General features: G+C 59.2%; 17 protein-coding genes and 2 pseudogenes. 15 read left to right on the top strand and 4 right to left on the bottom strand.

Annotated elements, in window-relative coordinates; translation table 11 throughout:
* The first annotated feature begins 190 nt into the window (after positions 1-190).
* The 7 genes from nifB to NKH71_RS03870 all read left to right on the top strand — a co-directional run bounded on the left by nifB (position 191) and on the right by NKH71_RS03870 (position 7,305).
* On the top strand, positions 191-1,669 hold the full coding sequence (nifB, locus tag NKH71_RS03840; protein ID WP_352836515.1) for a nitrogenase cofactor biosynthesis protein NifB: 1,479 nt from the start codon (positions 191-193) through the stop codon (positions 1,667-1,669).
* Positions 1,670-1,700: 31 nt separating this feature from the next.
* On the top strand, positions 1,701-1,895 hold the full coding sequence (locus NKH71_RS03845; protein WP_023719295.1) for a 4Fe-4S binding protein: 195 nt from the start codon (positions 1,701-1,703) through the stop codon (positions 1,893-1,895).
* A 99-nt stretch (positions 1,896-1,994) separates the two neighbouring features.
* Positions 1,995-2,315: a nitrogen fixation protein NifZ gene (locus tag NKH71_RS03850; RefSeq protein WP_023719296.1), complete on the top strand. Its 321-nt coding sequence runs from the start codon at positions 1,995-1,997 to the stop codon at positions 2,313-2,315.
* Positions 2,312-2,524 carry a putative nitrogen fixation protein NifT gene (gene nifT / locus NKH71_RS03855; RefSeq protein ID WP_352483773.1) on the top strand — a complete coding sequence of 71 codons (213 nt, stop codon included), beginning with the start codon at positions 2,312-2,314 and terminating at the stop codon, positions 2,522-2,524. Before NKH71_RS03850 ends, nifT begins: the two co-directional genes overlap by 4 nt.
* Before the next feature lie 38 nt (positions 2,525-2,562).
* Entirely contained in the window at positions 2,563-3,468 is a 906-nt protein-coding gene (locus NKH71_RS03860; protein ID WP_023719298.1) for an SIR2 family NAD-dependent protein deacylase, read from the top strand.
* 73 nt (positions 3,469-3,541) lie between these two features.
* Positions 3,542-5,410 carry an ABC transporter ATP-binding protein gene (locus NKH71_RS03865; RefSeq protein WP_352715609.1) on the top strand — a complete coding sequence of 623 codons (1,869 nt, stop codon included), beginning with the start codon at positions 3,542-3,544 and terminating at the stop codon, positions 5,408-5,410.
* A complete protein-coding gene (locus tag NKH71_RS03870; protein ID WP_352715606.1) occupies positions 5,410-7,305 on the top strand; it encodes an ABC transporter ATP-binding protein in 1,896 nt (631 codons plus the stop codon). The genes NKH71_RS03865 and NKH71_RS03870 overlap by 1 nt, the downstream gene beginning before the upstream one ends.
* Positions 7,306-7,951: 646 nt before the next feature.
* Here NKH71_RS03870 and NKH71_RS03875 read toward each other — a convergent pair.
* From NKH71_RS03875 to nifA, 3 genes and pseudogenes are all read right to left on the bottom strand, one after another.
* Positions 7,952-8,991: pseudogene (locus NKH71_RS03875) on the bottom strand (LLM class flavin-dependent oxidoreductase).
* A gap of 90 nt (positions 8,992-9,081) precedes the next feature.
* Positions 9,082-10,221, bottom strand: coding sequence for a histidinol-phosphate transaminase (gene hisC / locus NKH71_RS03880; protein WP_352472406.1), 1,140 nt, complete (start codon positions 10,219-10,221; stop codon positions 9,082-9,084).
* A gap of 239 nt (positions 10,222-10,460) precedes the next feature.
* Positions 10,461-12,233: a nif-specific transcriptional activator NifA gene (nifA, locus tag NKH71_RS03885; RefSeq protein WP_352894504.1), complete on the bottom strand. Its 1,773-nt coding sequence runs from the start codon at positions 12,231-12,233 to the stop codon at positions 10,461-10,463.
* A 741-nt stretch (positions 12,234-12,974) separates the two neighbouring features.
* Between nifA and NKH71_RS03890 the strand changes: the two genes are divergently transcribed.
* The 4 genes and pseudogenes from NKH71_RS03890 to NKH71_RS33375 all read left to right on the top strand — a co-directional run.
* Positions 12,975-13,181, top strand: coding sequence for a hypothetical protein (locus NKH71_RS03890; RefSeq protein WP_352894506.1), 207 nt, complete (start codon positions 12,975-12,977; stop codon positions 13,179-13,181).
* Positions 13,182-13,235: 54 nt separating this feature from the next.
* On the top strand, positions 13,236-14,564 hold the full coding sequence (locus NKH71_RS03895) for a dicarboxylate/amino acid:cation symporter (protein ID WP_352894508.1): 1,329 nt from the start codon (positions 13,236-13,238) through the stop codon (positions 14,562-14,564).
* A gap of 302 nt (positions 14,565-14,866) precedes the next feature.
* The gene (locus NKH71_RS03900; RefSeq protein ID WP_023678260.1) at positions 14,867-15,898 is read left to right on the top strand and encodes a LacI family DNA-binding transcriptional regulator; all 1,032 of its coding nucleotides are present in this window, start codon (positions 14,867-14,869) and stop codon (positions 15,896-15,898) included.
* Between the two features lie 445 nt (positions 15,899-16,343).
* Positions 16,344-16,580: pseudogene (locus NKH71_RS33375) on the top strand (IS1634 family transposase); the annotation flags it as partial.
* Between the two features lie 116 nt (positions 16,581-16,696).
* Here NKH71_RS33375 and NKH71_RS03905 read toward each other — a convergent pair.
* Positions 16,697-17,626: a LysR family transcriptional regulator gene (locus NKH71_RS03905; protein ID WP_352894510.1), complete on the bottom strand. Its 930-nt coding sequence runs from the start codon at positions 17,624-17,626 to the stop codon at positions 16,697-16,699.
* A gap of 269 nt (positions 17,627-17,895) precedes the next feature.
* On the opposite strand from NKH71_RS03905, the gene NKH71_RS03910 reads away from it, so the two are divergent.
* The 4 genes from NKH71_RS03910 to nodS all read left to right on the top strand — a co-directional run bounded on the left by NKH71_RS03910 (position 17,896) and on the right by nodS (position 21,162).
* Complete coding sequence (locus NKH71_RS03910) at positions 17,896-18,489, top strand: NodA family N-acyltransferase (RefSeq protein ID WP_352802842.1); 594 nt, start codon at positions 17,896-17,898, stop codon at positions 18,487-18,489.
* Positions 18,486-19,145, top strand: a complete 660-nt coding sequence (nodB, locus tag NKH71_RS03915; RefSeq protein WP_352894512.1) for a chitooligosaccharide deacetylase NodB — start codon at positions 18,486-18,488, stop codon at positions 19,143-19,145. The genes NKH71_RS03910 and nodB overlap by 4 nt, the downstream gene beginning before the upstream one ends.
* A 14-nt stretch (positions 19,146-19,159) precedes the next feature.
* Positions 19,160-20,485: a chitooligosaccharide synthase NodC gene (gene nodC / locus NKH71_RS03920; protein WP_352466667.1), complete on the top strand. Its 1,326-nt coding sequence runs from the start codon at positions 19,160-19,162 to the stop codon at positions 20,483-20,485.
* Positions 20,486-20,565: 80 nt separating this feature from the next.
* A complete protein-coding gene (nodS, locus tag NKH71_RS03925; protein ID WP_352450799.1) occupies positions 20,566-21,162 on the top strand; it encodes a nodulation methyltransferase NodS in 597 nt (198 codons plus the stop codon).

Raw genomic sequence — 21,162 nt, forward strand, 5'->3', positions numbered from 1 at the left:
CTCTGCGCGCCCAAAGGCTGGTAGCCTCGCGACCCTATTTGTTTGTCCACTGTCGGTAGCCCGACAAAAGTGTCCGGGGCAAGCCGACGGAATCCGACACGAAAAGCCAATTCGTGAACCAAAACCGCTCTTTGAGCTGGCATAGCTCTTGCGCTTTGAACTGCGACATTCCCAGCAACGGAGCCGTTCGATGTCCGCACCGGCAATTTCGGTTGAGAGCCTCAGCACGACATTAGGTGACCAGTTGCTTGCCACCGTGAAAGCTGGTGGCTGCGCGTCTTCGTCCTGCGGCTCGTCGACAAAGCCGAACGACACGGATCCGGCTATCTGGGAGAAGATCAAGGATCACCCCTGCTTTTCAGAAGAGGCGCACCACTATTTCGCGCGCATACACGTCGCGGTCGCGCCCGGCTGCAATATCCAGTGCAACTACTGCAATCGCAAATATGACTGCGCCAACGAAAGCCGGCCTGGGGTGGTCTCCGAAAAGCTGACGCCCGACCAGGCGCTACGCAGGGTGATTGCGGTCGCCAACGAGGTGCCGCAGCTTTCCGTGCTCGGCATCGCCGGACCGGGCGATGCCTGTTACGACTGGAAGAAGACGAAGGCAACGTTCGAACGAGTCGCCAGGGAAATCCCAGACATCAAGTCTTGCATCTCCACGAATGGGCTCGCGCTGCCGGACCATGTCGATGAGCTTGCCGACATGAATGTCGATCACGTGACGATCACCATCAACATGGTCGACCCTGAGGTCGGTGCAAAGATCTATCCTTGGATCTTTTACGACCATCGCCGCTACGTCGGCATCGAAGCCGCCCGGATCCTGCACGAGCGGCAGATGTTGGGCCTGGAGATGCTGAGTGCGCGCGGCATCCTCACCAAAATCAATTCGGTGATGATCCCCGGCGTGAATGATGAGCATCTGATTGAGGTGAATAGATGGGTCAAGGAGCGAGGCGCGTTCCTGCACAACGTCATGCCGCTGATTTCGGACCCGGCGCACGGCACGCACTACGGACTGAGCGGGCAGCGCGGCCCAAACGCAATGGAGATGAAGGCTCTTCAGGATCGTCTCGAAGGCGGCGCCCAGTTGATGCGCCACTGCCGGCAGTGCCGGGCAGATGCCGTCGGCCTGCTTGGCGAGGATCGTGGCCAGGAATTCACGGCCGACCGGATTCCCGGCGCGGTCACCTACGATGCCAGCAAGCGCAAGGCCTATCGGGAGTTGGTCGTGCAGGAGCGCCGTGATCACGTGACGGCCAGGAGCCAAGCGATCGGAATGGTTAAGGCAGCGGGCCCCGGCAAGCCCCTTCTCTTCGCGGTGGCGACTAAGGGCGGCGGCCGCGTCAATGAACATTTCGGCCACGCGAAGGAATTCCAGGTTTATCAAGCCTCGTCGAGGGGGATCAGCTTTGTCGGGCATCGCAAGGTGGAACAGTATTGCCTCGGCGGCTGGGGCGGAGAAGCCGCTCTCGATGGCGTCATCGCAGCGCTTGAAGGCATAGATATCGTGCTGTGCGCCAAGATCGGAAACTGCCCGCAGGATCAGCTCGCCGACGCTGGAATCCAAGCCACCGACGCATATGCCCATGACTATATCGAGACCGCAATCAGCGCGATTTACGCCGCCGCGTCTAGGACCCCCGCACTCGCGGCGACGGCCTGAGCTGTCTCATCCATTCGGACCAGGAGTTAAAATGGCTTTCAAGATCATCGCATCCCAATGCACCCAATGCGGCGCCTGCGAATTCGAATGTCCCTCCGGCGCGATCAAGTTCAAAGGCGAGAGCTATGTGGTCGACACGCAAAAGTGCACCGAATGCGAGGGAGCCTTCGATACGCAGCAATGTGCCTCGGTATGTCCGGTGCCGAAGACCTGCGTTCCTGCGTGACCGACAATTGGGATGCCGAGATGGTCGGGGCTGCCTCCAAAGCACGCCTGGAGCGCCTTGTTCCCAACCTGCAGCTTCAAGAGAAACCAGGGAACCGACATGTGGCTCGGACGCGAAGAGGAGGTCGAAATCCGCAGGCCTCCACGATTCATGCCGGGAGAGCGGGTTCGTGCCATTCGGCACATAAAGAATGACGGTACCTATCCTGGCAGGGAGATCGGCGAAAATCTCGTGCGGAAGGGCGACGAGGGATATGTGCGCGACATTGGCACCTTTCTCCAGCAGTTCTTCATCTATGCGGTCGAATGGATCGACCGTGGCACGGTCGTCGGCATGCGAGCCCGTGAACTGATGAGCCTCGACAAAGCCGAGGATCCCGGCAGTGCTGAAAGCAATACCAATGAAGGGACGGCCAGATGAAAGTCATGATCCGCAGGACCGATGCTGGCTTATCGGCGTACGTCCCCAAGAAGGACCTCGAAGAGCCGATCATCAAGCTTGAGAAGGAAGAGTTGTGGGGCGGGACTGTGACGCTCAGGAACGGGTGGCGGCTCCTCCTACCCGATCTTCCGCGGGATACGCGTCTGCCGATCACCGTCGAGGCAAGGAAGATTTCCGAAGATGACTGATGCTGCCCATTGATAAGGGGCGTCGCGAGGAAACGAGCATGAACACGATCCCGACATCGGGCCACCTCGTCATCGTGCGGGACAGTTTTGCCGAAAAGCTGCTTGACCTGGCGAAGCAAGCGCTCGCCGCCGATGAGGTGATCCCCTATCTCGGTCCGGGTCTTCTTGGGTTCAACTGTGCGGAACCGCCTGTGCCGCATACGCCGGAGGTCGTTGCCGCGGCACTCAATGCGCGGGCGCCAGCCCCTTCCAAGATCCGCACCAATATGTGGTCGGTTGCGCAGTTCATCGAACAGCGCCGGCATCGCCGGACGCTTCAAGCTTGGATGACCGACATATTCGCAGCACCGGTGGCGCCGACCGTCCTCCACGCCTGGCTCGCAAGGCTGCCGCTCTCCCTCATCGTCGACAGCTGGTACGACAGCGCGATGCGCACGGCTCTCGTAGAGACCGGCCGAACGGACGTCGTCGAGATACAAGGCGTCACGCGGGCGAACGAAATCCGGGACATTTGGACGAAAACCTACGATCTGTCCGGGAGGGAACTCGACCCCCGATCGGGGGCAAAGACGGTTCTCTATACACCTCACGGGAGTATTAGGCCGGCGCAAAACTTTCTCGTCGCAGATTCCGACTATGTCGAAGTCCTGACCGAAATCGATATCCAGACACCGATCCCAGACGTGGTGAAGGAACGGCGCATCACCCGTGGATTTTTCTTCGTTGGCTGCCGCTTCAACGGTCAGATGCTGCGCACCTACGCCAGGCAGATCATGAAGCGCTCCCGAGGTCCACATTGCGCGGTAATGGACGCGGAAACGCTGACCAGAAACGAAGCGCGTTTCCTTGCGGCAAGCGGAATCACGGTGATCGACATGCCAGTAAGTGAAACCGCGGCTCGGCTTATAGGAACGGGCACTGCTGCAGGTGGTGGACAGGATTAACAATGGCGGGCCCCTTTGATGATTGGTCCTTCGGCTTGCCTCGAAGGCGCAAAATGCAGTCGGGAATACACCCGTGAGCAGTGATGCTATCGGCAGCGCAACGAACGCTCTGAATTCGTTGACCCATGTGGAAGCGGCGCCCTGGGGCCGGGATTTGAGTACGCTGTTGCGCATCACGCGTATGAATTTGCGGCATCCCTGGCAGGTCGCCTTCGCTATGGGCTCGACGATCATGGCGGCAATCCTCCAGTTGCTCATTCCCCAGCTTCTCGGCCGGGCTGTCGACCAGACCCAGACAGCCATTGGGGGCGGTGTCGCGGGGACCGCGGCAGGACAAGCGCTCTGGACCCCGGCTCTCCTGCTGCTCGCCGTCAGCGCGCTACGCGGCCTTTTCACGATGGCGCAGAACTATTTTGCCGAAGCCGTCGGGCATCATGTCGCGTACGAACTGCGGCTCGCCTACTACGACAAGATCCAGCGTCTCAGCTTTTCCTTTCACGACCGGGTCCATTCAGGCGATCTGATCACCATCGGAATGCTCGATCTCCAAGGCGTGCGGATGTATTTTTCCACCGCGCTCGTTCGCGTGCTCCTGCTCACCATGCTGATCGGGATCGGCGCCTACATGATGATCTCGACCGATCCCATGCTCGGCCTGGTCGCGCTGAGCTTCGTGCCTTTTGTCGCCTGGCGCTCATCGGCCACACAGCTTAGGCTGCGCGCCACCTGGCTCGACCTGCATGAGCGGCTTTCGGTACTAAGCCGCGTGATGGAGGAAAATCTCGCAGGCATCCGCGTGGTCCGCGCTTTTGCGTCTCAAGCCTATGAGATGCTGAAGTTCGACGGCGCTTCCAAGAACGCGCTCGACCTCGCCCACGACCGAGTTGACATCTACGTGCCCAGCACGTCGGCGATGACCTTGTCCTTCTTTTTCGCAATGGGATTGGTGCTCTGGATCGGTGGCAGCAGGCTCGTCGCTGGCGAGATCAGCGTCGGAACGGTGGCGACCTTCCTGACCTTCATGACAATCCTGCAAATGCCAGTCCGCCAGATCGGCCTCATGGTCAATGCCTTTGCCCGCGCTTCTAGCTGCGGTTCTCGGCTTTTCGGTCTCCTCGACCAGGAGATCACAATCAGGGATGCTCTCGAGGCCAGACCGCTCGAGATAAGCGACGGCACTCTGCGCTTCCACAATGTCTCATTTGCGTACCCCAGCGCCGAAAACCGCGCCATTTTGAAGAACCTCAGCTTTGAGGCCCGTAGAGGCGAGACGATCGCGATCGTCGGTCCGCCGGGTTCGGGCAAATCGACGATGGCTCATCTGGTCCCCCGCTTTTACGACGTGACCGGTGGCGCCATCACGCTGGACGGCCAGGACATACGTAATGTCACCCTCGCGACGCTTCGCAAGGCGGTCGCCGTCGTACAGCAGGATGCATTCCTATTCACCACCACGATCGAGAACAACATCGCTTATGGCGATCCCTGGGCGAAGAGACAGCGAATAGAACGCGCTGGCGAATTCGCCCAGCTCCACAACTACATCCTCGGGCTCCCAGCAGGCTACGAGACGGTCGTGGGCGAACGCGGCGTCTCTCTCTCTGGCGGCCAGCGCCAGCGTCTCACGATTGCTCGCACCATGATGCTGCGCCCCTCCGTCGTCGTTTTCGACGACTCAACGGCCGCGATCGATGCCGGCACCGAGCAGCGCATCCGCGCGGCGATGCGGCGCTTCGCCAAGGATCGGGTGACGATCATCATCGCGCACCGGCTGAGTGCGCTTATGCATGCCGATCAGATCCTTTTTGTCGATAACGGCGAAATCGTAGAACGCGGCACGCATCAAGAGCTTTTGGCGAAGCGGGGACGCTACAGGGCCCTTTACGATCTCCAGACGCGCCCGGGTGATGACATTATGACCCAGTATGGGGACGCCCGCTGATGGCCCAGGGCCGCGCCGGCGAACTCGAAGCCGACCGTGACGACGGCAGACGCCCTCCGCGCGCGGTTGTCGGCTCGCACCGCATCGAGGAGGAGATGTTCGGCCGGGCTTTCGACAAGAGCATCCTCCGGCGCATCTGGGCCTTCGTCCGTCCCTATCGGGCCAGGGTAGTCATCACGATTGCAGCAATGCTGATCTTCACCGGGACGCAGCTTCTCATCCCGTTGATCATCAGCTACGCGATCGACCAGGGCATGAACCCGGCAAGGAACGATCGCTCAGCCCAGCTTGCGGCCGTCGGCGCGTTCGTTTTGGCGATTTTGGTCAATTTCGCTGCCGGCTACATGCAGGAAACCGTGGTTGGGAAAGTGGCCGAAACTGTCCTGTTCGACATCCGCCGCGCCATGTTTGGCCATCTGCAGAAGGTCTCGCTCTCCTTCATGGACAAGACCGAGGTCGGACGCCTCATGTCGCGCCTGCAAGGCGACGTCAACTCCATACAGGAATTCCTCGAAACCTCGGTATATTCCGTAGGCGATGTTGCGCTTCTCTTCGGCATCGTTTTCCTAATGCTGTGGCTCGACTTCCGCCTCGGCCTCCTGACGCTCTCGGTTCTGCCGGTCCTGGTGATCGTCCGCATTGTCTGGCTGCCGCGTGCCCGCGCCGCCTTCATGGCTGCACACGAGACTAATTCCGTCGTCAACGGCGCGCAGGCCGAAGCCATTCACGGCGTGCGCACCGTCCAGTCCATGGACCGCCAGCAGGTGAATTTCATCCTTTTTGACGACAAGGCCCATGCCAACCTCAGGACCCACCTGATCGCTGCCAAATATGCACTGGTCATGGTGCCTATCGTCGATGGCCTCACCGGCCTCGCCATGGCCGCCGTTATTGTGGTCGGCGGCTCGATGGTCCTGAATGGCCGCATAGATGTGGGCGTATTGGTTGCCTACCTATTTTACATCCAGCGCTTCTTTGACCCGATCCGCTCACTCACCCTGCAATATTCGGTCATGCAGCGCGCCATGGCCTCAGGCAAGCGCCTGGCCGATGTGCTCGACGTCAAGATCGATGTTCAGGACAAACCCAATGCCGAGGTGCTTTCGCCCGAAATGGACGGCTCGGTCGAGTTCAGGGACGTCACCTTCGGCTACAATCCGAACCGTTCGGTGCTGAAAAATGTTTCCTTCCGGGTCAATCCCGGCGAGACGGTCGCACTGGTCGGGCCGAGCGGTTCTGGCAAATCGAGTGCGATGGCCCTGGTCCACCGCTTCTATGATGTTCAGCAGGGCCAAGTGCTGGTCGGTGGATATGATGTGCGCGATCTCACTCAGGAATCGCTCGGCCGCCAGGTCGCCATGGTGCTGCAGGAGCCATTCCTGTTCACCGGGACGGTCTTCGAGAACATTCGATACCACAAGACAGAGGCCACGCGAGACAAGGTGATCGAGGCGGCCAAGGCGGTCGGCGCCCACGACTTCATCATGAGCCTCGCCGATGGGTATGAGACCCAACTTGGCGAACGCGGCGACAACTTATCTCTCGGCCAGCGCCAGCTTATCAGTTTCGCCCGCGCCCTCGTCGCCGACGCCAAGATCCTCGTGCTCGACGAAGCTACCGCCAACATCGACAGCTACACGGAAATGCAGATTCAGAAGGCTCTGATAAAGCTGCTTGAAGGCCGTACTGGCCTCGTGATCGCCCACCGTCTTGCCACGATCCGGGGTTCCGACCGCATCATCGTGCTTCAGAATGGCCAAGTTATTGCGGCTGGCAACCACGATCAGCTAATAGCCACGGGGGGCCTCTATTCCAAACTCTACAATCTCAACTACGCCTCCTTCGACGACATTCCCGAATACGATACGACCGTACAAGCTGGCTCCCAGACCTGACGTCTTGCCGGCCTTGTGGTACTGGCATTGACTCGGCGTGCCGGCGGACACTCGGGCCGCCGCAGACGAGGAAGCAGGCAGCATTCATGCAAAGCACTCGCGCGGATCGTGAAGACCGGCTGCGAACGATTTCCTCCAGCGTCGTTATCCGGCCGCGGTGCACGCCGCTCCGCTAAACACGGGGGCTGCGCGGCGGACACGCCGACGTCACCGCAATGCCACGCCATTTTGCAGAACTTGACGCACACAACTAAAGCCGCTCGCGAGCGCGCCCTCACAGCGCCGTAGCGAGTGACGGCTTTGCTACCGCCGAGCCGCTGATGAAGCTGGATGCGGGAGCCGCCACCGGCGCCGCCCCGGTCGAGAAGAACCTCTGCGGCCGGCTATGGGCAATGACTAGCGCGAGCGCGACGAGCAGACGCGTGCCGGCACCGTGGCGCGCTCGGCCATCAGCTCCTTAGGATCGTGCAGTCTCACACCGTGCCCAGATGCCGGCCAACGCACAAACCTGGTAATCTGTGCCGCCGGCTCGTCGTCAGTTTGGCCTCCCTCACGATTTCCCAATCCCCACCACGTGCACGCTCGAGCAATGTGAGGGAGCGCTGTTACAACGATTTACCTTCGGATCAGACCGCCAATTCCACGGTCAGCCAAGTCGAGCCATGATTTCGGATTGAATGGTCGTCGCGGTGTATAGGGAAGCATCTAGCGGCAGATTCCCAAATGCCAGTTGACAAAGAAGGTAGTTAGCACCTGCCTCTTCCAACTGACTGAGCAGAGCTTCTCGCACAGACGCTGCTGATCCTACCACGCACAATTCACTCTCGACTGCCGCATCGAAGGTCAGCGGCAGGTTGGGTGGAGTGGGGATAGCGTTAAGCTCGTAAAGGAATTGGAAGCTCTTGAGCCATCGTTCGTAAGCAGGTGCCGCGAGCGAATAGGCATGTGTGTCACAACGCCCAACCACGACCATGCGGAGCAATCCAATAAATGGCGCTTGATCGCCCGCGCCAGCGTTGTCCTCTTGATAGGCGCGGAACGCATCAGTAGTTTTGCGAACAGAAGAGGAAGGTCCTACACACGCGATATTTGCTCCATTCGCAGCGGCCCAGGCTGCGGACTCGGGTCGATTGGCGGCGACCCATGTCGGCGGATGTGGACGCTGATGAGGTCTTAGCGTCAAAGGAACGTCATTGAGCTCAAAATGGCGGCCTTGATAGCACAGCGTGCCAACCTTCATGGCATTAAAAGTATTTCAACAAGAATTTCGCTGGCTTCCGCATAGCGGCCCGGCACCGCGTCCGCACCAATCCCGAAGTAACTCAATTCGATCGGGAGAGCACCGCGCCCTATGCCCAGTTCGAGCCTGCCACCGCTCAACTGGTCCAGCATACAGATCTCTTCGAACGCACGCAGCGGATGATAAAGCGCAAGCAGCATCACCAAGGGTCCGAGACGCAGGCGCCGGGTGCGCTGGGCGACGCTCGATAAGAACAGATTCGGCGATGGACCTCTCCCATGGGGGGTACAGTGGTGCTCTGCGAGATGATAGGCATAGAACCCTAGCTGATCGCACGCCTCTGCTAATATCAGGCGATCTTCGTACTGCCGGGCGATATCGAGGCCGTCCTCGTCCAGATGATCGAAGATGCCGAAGGCTAGGTTTGAAGGAAAGACGTTTGTCACTCGATATTATCCCCGATTTTAAAGAAAAATGTTGTCCGCTTGGGTGACCAAGCAAGTCTAAAGATAGCAATGTGTGATATCGGATTAGCGTCAGCGTACCGAACGGGCAGAGCCTGACGCTCCCCTGCCCGTGGTGCTTGGTATGTTTAAGCTTCCAACTATATCGCGAGCGGCAGCAAGAAATGCATCCAATTGCTCTTTTGTGCCGATGCTGACGCGGATGCAATGTTCCAAACCATTGTCCGGAAAGTAGGCAACGAGTATCTTTTGCCTTTCCAAGGCTGCTTGCCACCATGAGCCGTCCTGTCCCGCTGGCACACGGGCTAGCAAGAAATTTGCGTGGGAGGGCGTTACGGAAAATCCAAGTTGCGACAGTGCGGCTGTCACTCGCTGTCGTTCATGTCTGATGTGCTTGTGGTTCTCTGCGTAGGCGCCGCGATGCGCAAGCACGCTGATACCAACCGCATGCCCGATCACGTTCATGTTGAAGACGTTCTGGATGTTGCGCAGCCTGCCAATAATCTCAGGGTGACCGAAACCGAAACCGACGCGAATGCCGGCGGCGGCATAGCTCTTCGAAAATGTTCTCAAGATCAGAAGGTTCGAATAACGGTTGATGAGGCGCAGCCCGTGATCGGGTGCAAAGTCGACGTAGGCCTCATCAAGGACGACCAGGCGATCCGATTGTGCCACGAGGCGTTCGATATTGCTTATCGAGAGGAATGTTCCGGTCGGATTGTTTGGATTGGCCACCAGAATGAACTTGGCGTCTTTTGCCGGACCGGAAAGCAATTGCTCCATTGGCAGCGAATGAGTTTGACATCCGATCTCGAGAAACTCAGCACCATGCAACATGGCAAGTTTGCGGTTGAACGAAAACCCTGGCGATATCATCGCCACCTTGTCGCCAGGGGCGAGGAAAGCTCTGTAGATGAGTCCGAGCAGTTCAGACGACCCGTTGCCTGCGATGACCTGATCCGTGGATACGCCATAGGTATTGGACGCTGCTTCCCTCAAGCTGATGTTATCGTCGTCCGGATACAGATACTGGCGTTGGAGGGCCGCCACTGCACTTTGCATTATGATTGGCGGCAACGGAAACGGGTTCTCATTCGTATTCAGCTTGACAAAACTTCTGTCCGGCGCCGGTCCGTTGGACGGCAGAGCATCTAACTGTCGCGTCCCTTGCGGAAGAGACGAAAGCACAGCTTGCAGTTTTGCATCGGACATATTTTATCTCCGTTTCAGTCGCACAGGGGCATCCGTATGAGCTCGCAACGAGAGCAACATGGCGGACGGATTGACGATGGCAGCGTCGCCTTTCACAAGATGGTCGCAACGCCGGCTGCCACGGGAATTCGGCCAGGCTGTCCTCGGTCGGATCGGCTTGACGCGGACGCGGATCTGCATCCCTGCGCGGGCCAAGCCGCTAAGCGGTCTCAGCTAATCCGCCTGAGTCAGTCATGCTTTCACAGACGCTTGACCTCGATGCCGTATTTCCTCAGCACGTAGCCAATCTGGCGCGGGGTCAGTCCAAGCAGGCGCGCCGCCTTTGCCTGCACCCAGCCACATCTTTCCATGGCAGCAATGACGCGCTCGGCGTCGGTGGTCCTCGCGCCCAATGAGTGGGTTGCTCCGGCAGGCGGGACTGTGGTGGCGGCCGAACGAGCGGCCGCATCCGGCGGCGTGGCCGGATTCACTGCCTCTGGCAGGATTGGCGCTGGTTGCAGCGCGGCCTTGCCCGATCTGCTCTTCCGCAGCGCCTCGGCAAAGCATTGGTCGTGGGAGCACGCAAAGTCGTTTCTCCCGATTGATAGTCCCTCCGCCAGGATCGCTGTCCGGTGCACGCAATTTTCAAGCTCGCGAATGTTGCCGGGAAATTCACATTTCATCAGTACTTCAATCGCACGCGGATCGAAGGTCAGCGTACGGCCGTTCTCATCGTTGAAATTCTTGAGAAACTCAGCTGCGAGGAGCGGAATATCGCTGCGCCTTTGGCGTAATGCCGGCACCAGCAAGGGAACCACGTTGATGCGATAATATAGGTCGGCGCGGAACTCATTCCTTGCAACCGCCTCTTCAAGGTTCCTGTTCGTGGCGGCAATCACGCGAACGTCGACCTTGATGGTCTGGTTGCTGCCGACGCGCTCAAACTCCTGCTCCTGCAGCACGCGCAGTAGCTTTGCCTGGAAGGAGGCCGAGATCTCGCCGATCTCATCCAGAAACAACGTCCCCTTGTCGGCGAGCTCAAAGCGACCCTTGCGGGAATTGAACGCGCTTGTGAAGGCACCCTTCTCATGACCGAACAATTCGGATTCCAGGACTGTCTCTGGCAGCGCTGCACAATTGAGTTTGATGAAGGGCCGCTTGGCGCGCGGCGACAACTCGTGAATTGCCTTGGCGACCAGCTCCTTCCCGGTACCGGATTCGCCTCGCAACAAAACCGTGGTCTTTGCCTTAGCTACCACTGCGATCTTCTCGAGCAGCGCGCTTAGCGCCGGACTATCGCCAATCATTCCCTTGACGTGAACCTTCTTGCGCTGCGGTGCAGGGTGCTTGACATCAGAGAATTGCGTTTGCAGCCGATCTTCCACCTCTGTCGGTCGTTCGCGGTCGCCCGCGGAGAAGCGGTGCAACTTGACTGTCTGTCCCACCATGTTGGCTATCATGGTGAGCAGCCGGACATCATAATCGAGCCGATACGTTGACCTGCTGTCCAAGGCGCGGTCGATAGTCAGCGTGCCTACGGCGTTCCCATCAACACGAATGGGAACGCCGATGAACGACACGGGGTCGGAGGCCCCAAGCACCTCTATGTCAGCGGCAGTGAAGGCCGAATGCACCGCTATGTTCTCGGCGACGAGCGGCGTGTCCGTCGTCACAATCAGATCGATTGCCTTGCGCGGCAGGCGCATCCGGGAGCGCTCATCGCTGTTCTCGTCGCAGCCGGTGACTACGGTGATGTCCAGTACGCCCTCAGCGTCGAAGACAGCGATGATGCCGTGCCGCATCTGCACAAACGAGGGCAGGAGATCGACGACCTTGGCCAACGTGACTTCGAGCCGGGCGGGGTCGGTGAGTACTTTCGATATTTCGAAGATGCCGATAAGCGCGTGCTCGTGCGATGGCACAAAAGGGACCGCGGTGTTCGTCTCGGACTTTGGGTAGCCCCTTTTCGCATCCGGAAGCGAAATGCGGCACTCGCTGGCATTTTGTTCTGATTTGGGAATGTTGTGGTGCATGTGATCCTCGATCTCGCGCCGTGAAATGCATGCCGGCGGCATGTGCGCCCGCGACGTCGCGGGCAAGCGCGAAAATGCTCTGACGTGAACTCGTGCCACCGCCGTGTGGTCGAGTGCAAAGCGGGTCGACCCCTGACGCATCGCTTGGCTCTCCCTCCACGAAGCTTGGCCACGTTCTCGGCTTGCACGGGGGCAACCACACGTTGATTTTCAAGAGACCGGAGCGAGGCGGGATAGTCAATCGAGCTTTCTTTCATTCGTGAAAGGAAACCTCGCGGCCTATGATACAATTCATCAGTTCTAATTTTTGTCGGCGATGTTGAACGACAGAAATACGGCGCCGGCGATGCGGTGCCCGAGCGGCTGACCGCGCCGAGTATAAAATGCCGGGCCGTGCCATTGACCAGCGCCTGCGAACCAGGGGCGGGAGCGATAATCAATGCCGACGACACTGGTCGGTCGCGGCAACCGCCATTTCCTCGATATTGATGACGCAGATAAGGCGGCGGCGTCGCGTGTGAAGGCGCGAAGCTGGCGGTCGAGCGCGGCTTTCTCGGCGGTGCTCGGAACTTCTGAACCGCATCGTCGCGGTCAGCACCAGCGGCGTCAATCCCTACGTCTCGACGTCGCTTTCAAGCTGTCGCTGCAGCGGCAGCGCGGCAAAGAACACGGCAATTCTCCGCTCTGGTGCCAGCGATGCGGCCCTTCCCAAAGTCGGCAAACCGAGGAGCCCACCACGATGTGCAGCAAAACCGCAAGGCAGAGAGATCGACCGGCAATCTGCCGGAGAACATCAAGCGCGTGCTGGACGGCGGCCTTGTCATTCCCGTCTTGTGCCACCGCATTCATCCCATCACTGGCGAGCCCAACGTCACAGGTCATGCGGATCCATTTGGCATGGGTATTGCGGCGGCGTTGGTGCAGCGTTCCACCGGAGCGCCGCGATAGGGAGAAGCCCGGGAGAAGTCACGCCACCTTGATCCGGTCAGGGAGAGAGAAACAGTGTCAGCTGCACAGGTCCGCGGCGCGAGTCCCGCGCCCCGCAAACCCTTCTATGCCAAGCTTTACGCGCAGGTGCTTGCCGCCATCGCCCTCGGCGTCGCAATTGGCTATTTCTATCCGGGGACCGGCGAGAGCCTGAAGCCGCTGGGTGATGCCTTCATCAAGCTGGTCAAGATGATCATCGCGCCTGTCATCTTCCTGACAATTGCGACCGGCATTGCCGGCATGAACGATCTTCACAAGGTCGGCCGGGTCGCCGGCAAGGCAATGGTCTATTTTCTCACCTTCTCGACGCTCGCGCTGATCGTCGGCCTGATCGTCGCCAATGTCGTCCAGCCTGGCGCCGGCCTCAACATCGATCCGGCCTCGCTCGATGTCCAGGCCGTGAATACCTATGCCGCAAAGGCCCACGAGCAGTCGGTCACCGGCTTCCTGATGAACATCATCCCGCCAACGATTGTCGGTGCCTTCGCGGAAGGCGACATCCTGCAGGTCCTGTTCTTCTCGGTTCTGTTCGGCATGGCGCTGGCGACGGCCGGAGAGACGGGCAAGCCTGTCGTCTCCTTCCTTCAGGCGCTCATCGCGCCTGTCTTCAAGCTCGTTGGCATTCTGATGAAGGCCGCGCCGATCGGCGCTTTCGGCGCAATGGCCTTCACGATCGGCAAATATGGCATCGGTTCGGTCGTGAACCTCGCGATGCTGGTCGCGACGTTCTATTTCACCGCCTTTCTTTTCGTGTTCGGGGTTCTCGGCGCGGTCTGCCGCTACAACGGCTTTTCGATCTTTTCTCTCATTCGCTACATCAAGGAAGAGCTGCTGCTTGTGCTCGCAACGTCCTCCTCGGAGGCCGCGCTCCCCTCGCTCATGCAGAAGATGGAGAAGGCGGGCGCCAGGCGTTCGGTTGTGGGTCTCGTCATCCCGGCCGGATATTCGTTCAATCTGGACGGCACGAATATCTACATGACCCTGGCGGCCCTCTTCATCGCGCAGGCGACGAACACGGACCTGTCAATCGGCGATCAGGTGCTGCTGCTGCTCGTGGCGATGCTTTCCTCCAAGGGCGCTGCAGGTGTCACAGGTGCGGGCTTCATCACCCTGGCTGCTACGCTCGCCGTAGTTCCGAGTGTTCCCGTTGCTGGGATGGCACTGATACTCGGCATCGACCGCTTCATGTCCGAATGCCGGGCGTTGACTAATTGCGTTGGTAACGCAGTGGCATCCCTCGTCGTCGCCCGCTGGGAAGGAGAATTGGACCAAGCGCAGATGAAAGCCGCCTTCTGCGGTCATCAGCTTGCCGAGGCATCAAACCGGCTATCCTCCGCCGAGTAAGGGCGACGCACCGCGACCGGTTTCGCCAAGCTGGTCACATGACCTGAACGATCGACTCGCAGGCTCTAAACGGCGCCTCACGGACCATGTATCAGAAGCGCTAAATGTGTGAGTGCAAATCATCGCCGCCCTAAGCGAATGAACCTTCCGTTATACCCGGCCGGTCTACGTCTGGAGTAGTCCAATACGCTGTCGATCATTCAGTATGCGGGCGTCTTCACTTTGCCCACCCGAAAGCATTGTCGAATCGCGCTAGGTGACAGAGAGCCAGCCTGCGTCAAAAACCAATCAGAATAGGACCCATGACCAAGCGCCCCACAATTGCCGATCTCGCCCGCGAAGCCCGAGTCAGCGTAGCAACGGTCGATCGGGTTCTGAACGCCCGCCATCCGGTGCGCGAGGAGACCGCGCGGCGGGTCCACGACGCCGCCCACGCGATCGGCTATCATGCTGCCGGGCTCATCAAGCAGCGCTTGCGGCGAGACCTACCGTGCTACCGTCTGGGCTTCATCTTGAGAAAACCGGCCCAGCATTTCTACCAAGACTTTGCGCGCGAGGTCGAAGCGTCGGTCAATTTGGCCCAGTCCTTCCACGGCATTCCGCTCATCCAATTCGCCCCGTCACATATGCCGAGCGACCTAATCGCACCGCTCAAGGATTTGGGCGCACGCTGCCATGCGATCGCGATGGTGGCACCGGACCACCCGAAAATTACAGCAGCGGTTGAGGACCTCAAGGCCAAAGGCATTCCGGTTTTCTCGCTGCTTTCCGACTTCGCCGCCGGCGTGCGACAGGGCTATATCGGCCTCAACAACCGCAAGGTGGGGCGCACGGCCGCTTGGATGGTGTCCAAGGTCGCAAAACGGCCCGGCAAGGTGGCGGTGTTTGTCGGCAGCCATCGTTTCCAGGGGCACGAGCTCCGTGACGTCGGCTTTCGCTCCTATTGCCGTGAGAACGCGCCGACGTTCGAGGTGCTCGATCCGCTTGTGAACCTGGAGAAACGGCAGGTCACCTACGAGGCAACGCTTGATCTCATGCAGCGGGAACCCGAGCTCGTCGGCTTCTATGTCGCCGGCGGCGGCATGGAGGGCGCCATCTCCGCGGTCCGGGAAGAGGGTAAAAGTCGCGATCTCGTCGCGATCGTGAATGAAATCACGCCGGAATCTCGGGCGGCACTCGCAGATAACATCATCACGATGGCGGTCGCCACGCCAATGCGCCGGCTTTCCCAGGAGCTGATAACGCTGATGACGCGGGCTATCGAGACCGGCACTGCTGAAACACCAGGACAGACATTTCTGCCGTTCGACATCCATCTGCCGGAAAATATATGAAGCTGATGGATTCTATCGTAAGCGGGGAGTTTCCTTTCATAAATGAGAGAAAGTTGATTGATGATCCCATCCACGCGGGGTAGCCGCACCCCACGGCCTCAGCCGCGGCCCAGGATGAAGCGCCGATTGGGTGAACGGATCGGCCACGCGTTCAGGCGGAAGCGCGAGGTAAATTCCCTACATCCGCAGTGTCGACCGCGACCGGCTTCATTGCCAACATCTCGACGTTGTCGGTGCAGGGCGGTGTCGTCCAGGATGCCTCACGCCAGTAGCCGAGCGAGGCTGGCACAGTCCATTGGGATCGACCTCGTCGACCGGCATCTCCTCGCCTGGCCGCGCGTGAAAAGCCGCGGCAAGCCGGCAAAGTTGGCATTTGAGTGGAGCTAAACATCTTCTGGGACTTCGCACGCGAAATCGGAGGCGGCAGTCAATTCAGTACCAACCCGGGCATGTGTTCTGCTCGTTCCTAGCCCTCGTACTCAGCAAGGAACTGCGCCGCTCTGCCGGGCCAAAGGCCTGGCGCCCGAATGGCAACCGCTCCTACGCGATCGCGACCGCCTCCAGGAAGCCACCATCGAAAGGATGCTCGCGCCGTCACCACCACGTCACGGCCAAAGTGGGCAACGTCTTGAAGGCAGCTGGCATCGCTCTGCCACACAACCTCGACGAACAACTCGCCTGAGATCACCCCAAAACGTAGCGGTAACACGCGCCGGAGCGCGCCTAACATGCTGATTAATGACATATTCTTGCGGGCGGTGTTTAAACTGCAAGGTCGGATGGTCGTGCCCGAGACGCTCAATAGCTTTCAAGCAAAGGCGCCAGGCGAGATGCCTCCTGCAACATCATTTCCCGCATCCACAGGCTTGCCGGATCAGTATTGTGAAGCGCGGGCCATTGGACGGCCTCCGTGAATTTGGGATGAGGAAGTGGCGGCGGAAGTCCGACAATCCGCAGGGGTGTTGTTTTTGCGAAATGCTGCGCCAGCCGTAAGGGCATGGTCCCGATGCGGTTGGTGCCTGATAGGACGGGCGCGATCAGGCTAAAGCCCTGTACGACGACCTCGATACGTCTCTCGAAACCGTGCTCGAGCAAATACCACTCCTCCATGGTGGGCTGCCGGGTGTGCCTGAATTTGAGCACGACATGCCCCATCGACAAGTATCGCTCGAATGTAAGTGGCTCTGACAGCTGCTTGTTCGTGCCGCAGCCTACGCATACGAGCATATCTTCGAACAGGGCTGCGCGAGGATGTTTCGACATGAACACTTCCGGCATAATCAGAAAATCAACGTCGCCGCGCCGGAGAAGCTCCTCGGGGTCGTCGCAAATAGGCAGACATTCGAAGCGGACGGCGGGAGCTTCCCGCGCAGTACGCTCTACGATCCTCTTAAAAAGCACGAGCGTGAGGTAATCGGAAAGCATGATTCGGAAGAGACGATCCGATTGGGCTGGGTTAAAGGCGTCGGAGGAAATAATCGATAGCTGGATGTGCAGCAATGCGTCCCGGACTGCTGGGGCAAGCCCCTCCGCGCGCGGTGTCAAAATGAGCTCGCGGCCGTTCATCGTAAATAGCTCATTGCTGAAGTAGGCGCGTAACCGAGCGACGGCGGCGCTCATGGCCGGCTGGCTCAGGTTAATACTGTTGGCCGCGGCAGTGACTTTACGCTCCCTGATCAGAGCGTCCAGCACAACGAGGAGATTCAGATCCAGCCCCTTAAACCGCATATCCTGATCTATCCAGCGTGTGGATGGGCATCATCTAAACAATCAATTTTACGAATTTACGAACCATGCATTAGAGGAACGTAAATGACCGACGTCAAGCTCAAATCGACGGCGCCGCGACACGGGCGGGAACATCGAGAGAGCTCACTGGCGAGCCCCACCGGCTGGCTCACCTTCGCTAACGACAACGGTTGAGTGCAGCCAACAACGCCGCCGCTTTGGCCGGTTTAATGCGGCCCGCAAGAAACTATTTTGAAGAGAGGTCCTGAATGCGCCCTCAGGTGCAGTGGAAATTGTGCTGGGAAAACGAGTTGCAGCTCTCGGACCACGTCGAGCTCGCCCAGTTCTTTCGTAATACCTACGGGCCGACTGGGGCGTCCAACGCAGAACCGTTCGAAGGTAGTCGAAGCTGGGCCGGAGCCAGGCCTGAACTCCGCGTAATCGCCTATGATTCGAGCGGTGTAGCGGCTCACATGGGCATACTGCGCCGTTTCATCAAGGTTGACGCGGTCGATCTGTTGGTGGCTGAGCTGGGCCTGTACGGGGTACGTCCGGATCTTGAGGGTCTCGGAATCGCCCATTCAATCCATGTCATGCTTCCAATACTGCAGGAGCTTGGCGTTCCATTCGCTTTCGGAACCGTCCGGGACGCGCTGCGGAATCATGTTGAGAGGTTCGGGCGGCGATACAGCCCTTTGGCCGTTTTGTCGGGAATTCGCGTGCGCTCCACCCGACCAGAGGCGCGCCTCGACCTGCCGCCCACACGCATCGATGACGCACTCACCATTGTTCTGCCAGTTGGACGGCCGATCAGCGAATGGCCCACGGGCACGATGATCGATCGGAACGGACCAGAGCTATGAGCCGTCCCGATTGCTTGTACGAAGTGCGCCGTGAGTGCTCTGACGGCACCGGCCGTCGCGGCGTTTATCTGACGTTTGACGACGGTCCCAATCCACTTTTCACACCGGAGATTCTGGATGTGTTGGCAGAGCAGCGGGTGCCGGCGACTTTCTTCGTCATCGGCGCCTACGCCTTAGAGCACCCGGATCTAATCCAACGAATGTTTGCAGAAGGGCACGAGCTAGGCAACCACACGATGACTCATCCGGATCTGTACAAATGCGGCTTCGGCGAAGTGCAACGTGAGATCTTTGAAGCGAACGGCGCCATCATGAGGGCGTGCCCTCAGGCCTCGGTGCGCTATATTCGCGCGCCCTACGGCGCCTGGAGCGAAGAAGTCTTCACAGCGTCACAGATCGCCGGGCTGACGGCCCTCCATTGGTCCGTCGACCCTCGAGATTGGTCTCGCCCTGGGGTCGACGCGATTATCGATACCGTGCTCGCCTCTGTCCGGCCGGGCGCAATCGTACTCTTGCACGACGGATGCCCTCCCGGCGAGTTGAGCCAGGGCGCTCACGCTGGTCTGCGTGACCAGACGGTCACGGCGCTGTCCCGTCTGATTCCAGCACTTCATGAGCGCGGATTTGTAATCCGCTCACTTCCTCAACATCACTGAACAAACGAGATCCCATGACTCTTCTTGGTACAACCAGCACTGTGGCCATTTCGCTTTATGCACTGCTCTCGACTGCTTATAAGAGCATGCAGGGGATTTATGCTCTGCCGACAAACGACTCATCGGCGTTGGAGGATCTCGTCGGCTCCGATCAACTGCCCAGCGTGGATGTCATCGTCCCCTGCTTCAACGAGGATCCGCGCACGCTTTCAGAGTGCCTGGCTTCCATTGCAGACCAAGAATACGCCGGAAGACTTCGGGTCTATGTGGTTGATGACGGTTCTGGAAATCGCGAAGCCGTAGGAACTGTCCACGAAACCTACGCGCGCGACCCTAGGTTCGACATCATTTTGCTTCCCGAGAATGTTGGAAAGCGCAAGGCGCAGATCGCCGCGATACGCCGCTCATCCGGGGATTTGGTGCTTAACGTTGATTCAGACACGATACTCGCGTCCGACGTCATCACCAAGCTTGTACCGAAGATGCGAGATCCAGCGGTCGGCGCAGTCATGGGTCAGTTGATTGCCAGTAACCGGAGCGAGAGCTGGCTGACAAGGCTGATAGACATGGAGTACTGGCTGGCTTGCAACGAGGAGCGCGCGGCACAGGCTCGCTTCGGTGCCGTTATGTGCTGTTGCGGCCCATGTGCCATGTACCGCCGGTCTGCGCTCCTTTTGTTACTGGACCAGTACGAGTCGCAATTTTTTCGGGGCAAGCCAAGCGACTTCGGGGAGGATCGCCATCTCACTATCCTCATGCTGAAAGCAGGCTTTCGAACCGAGTACGTTCCGGGCGCCATCGCGGCCACAGTCGTTCCGAACAGACTCGGACCGTATCTGCGCCAACAACTCCGTTGGGCACGAAGCACATTCCGGGACACGCTGCTTGGGCTGCGCTTGCTGCCCGGCCTCAATAGCTATCTCACGTTGGACGTGGTCGGACAGAATCTCGGGCCGCTACTCCTCGCCCTATCGGTACTAACGGGCCTCGCACATTTCGCACTGACAGGCACTGTGCCTTGGTGGACAGGACTGATGATTGTGTCCATGACCATGCTCCGATGCAGCGTGGTAGCATTTCGTGCTCGACAGTTTCGATTTCTGGGCTTTTCCCTGCACACGTTCATCAACATCTTTCTCTTACTTCCCTTGAAGGCCTACGCGCTGTGTACATTGAGCAATAGCGATTGGCTGTCGCGAAGCTCTGCTGTCGCTACATCGAACACTGGGGGAAAACAGGCCCCCACCCAAACTCCGATCACTGGATCAAGCAGGGCAGAATTCTCACCGCATGCGGCTCCGCTTCGCAGGCTCAATCTTGCGCGGATTCTTCGGGATTAGCGCTGTCGAGCAACATCTGCGGCGACGAGCGATCGCTAATTACCTAGGTGGACGAGAGGTGGACGAGTTTGACCCAGAACATGAATCATCAGTTGCTCGATCGGGAATTGGCCGCAGACGATCCGTGGCGCCTCGACGGCAATCCGTTCGAGCGGGAGCGCCACACGCAAATGCTCCAGCTGGCGCTTGCCCAAGGCTCCATTACAAATGCCCTCGAAGTCGGGTGCGCTGCCGGCGCATTCACGGAAAAACTAGCTCCCTACTGCCAAGGGCTCACCGTCATCGATGTCGTGGCGCAAGCGATTGCTCGAGCACGTCAACGGATAAAGGAGCCGTCGCGCATCAACTGGATAGTCTCCGATGTTCAACAGTTTTCGACCGACGAGTTGTTTGACCTGATCGTTGTGGCGGAGGTCCTATACTACCTCGAAGACATAGCCGAGATGCGCGCGGCCGTCAAAAACCTGGTGCGGGTGCTTGCGCCAGGCGGGCATCTGATCTTCGGATCGGCAAGGGATGCTAATTGCCGTCGCTGGGGTCACGCCGCTGGTGCTGAGCCGGTCATCGCCATGCTGAACGAAACGTTGATCGAGGTAGAGCGTCTTGAGTGTCGGGGCGAGTCGGTCAACGAAGACTGCTTGCTCGTCCGTTTCCGGAACCCGCTTTCCGCTTCCTGA

Source organism: Mesorhizobium sp. M0983 (assembly GCF_040318975.1).
Taxonomy (GTDB): domain Bacteria; phylum Pseudomonadota; class Alphaproteobacteria; order Rhizobiales; family Rhizobiaceae; genus Mesorhizobium.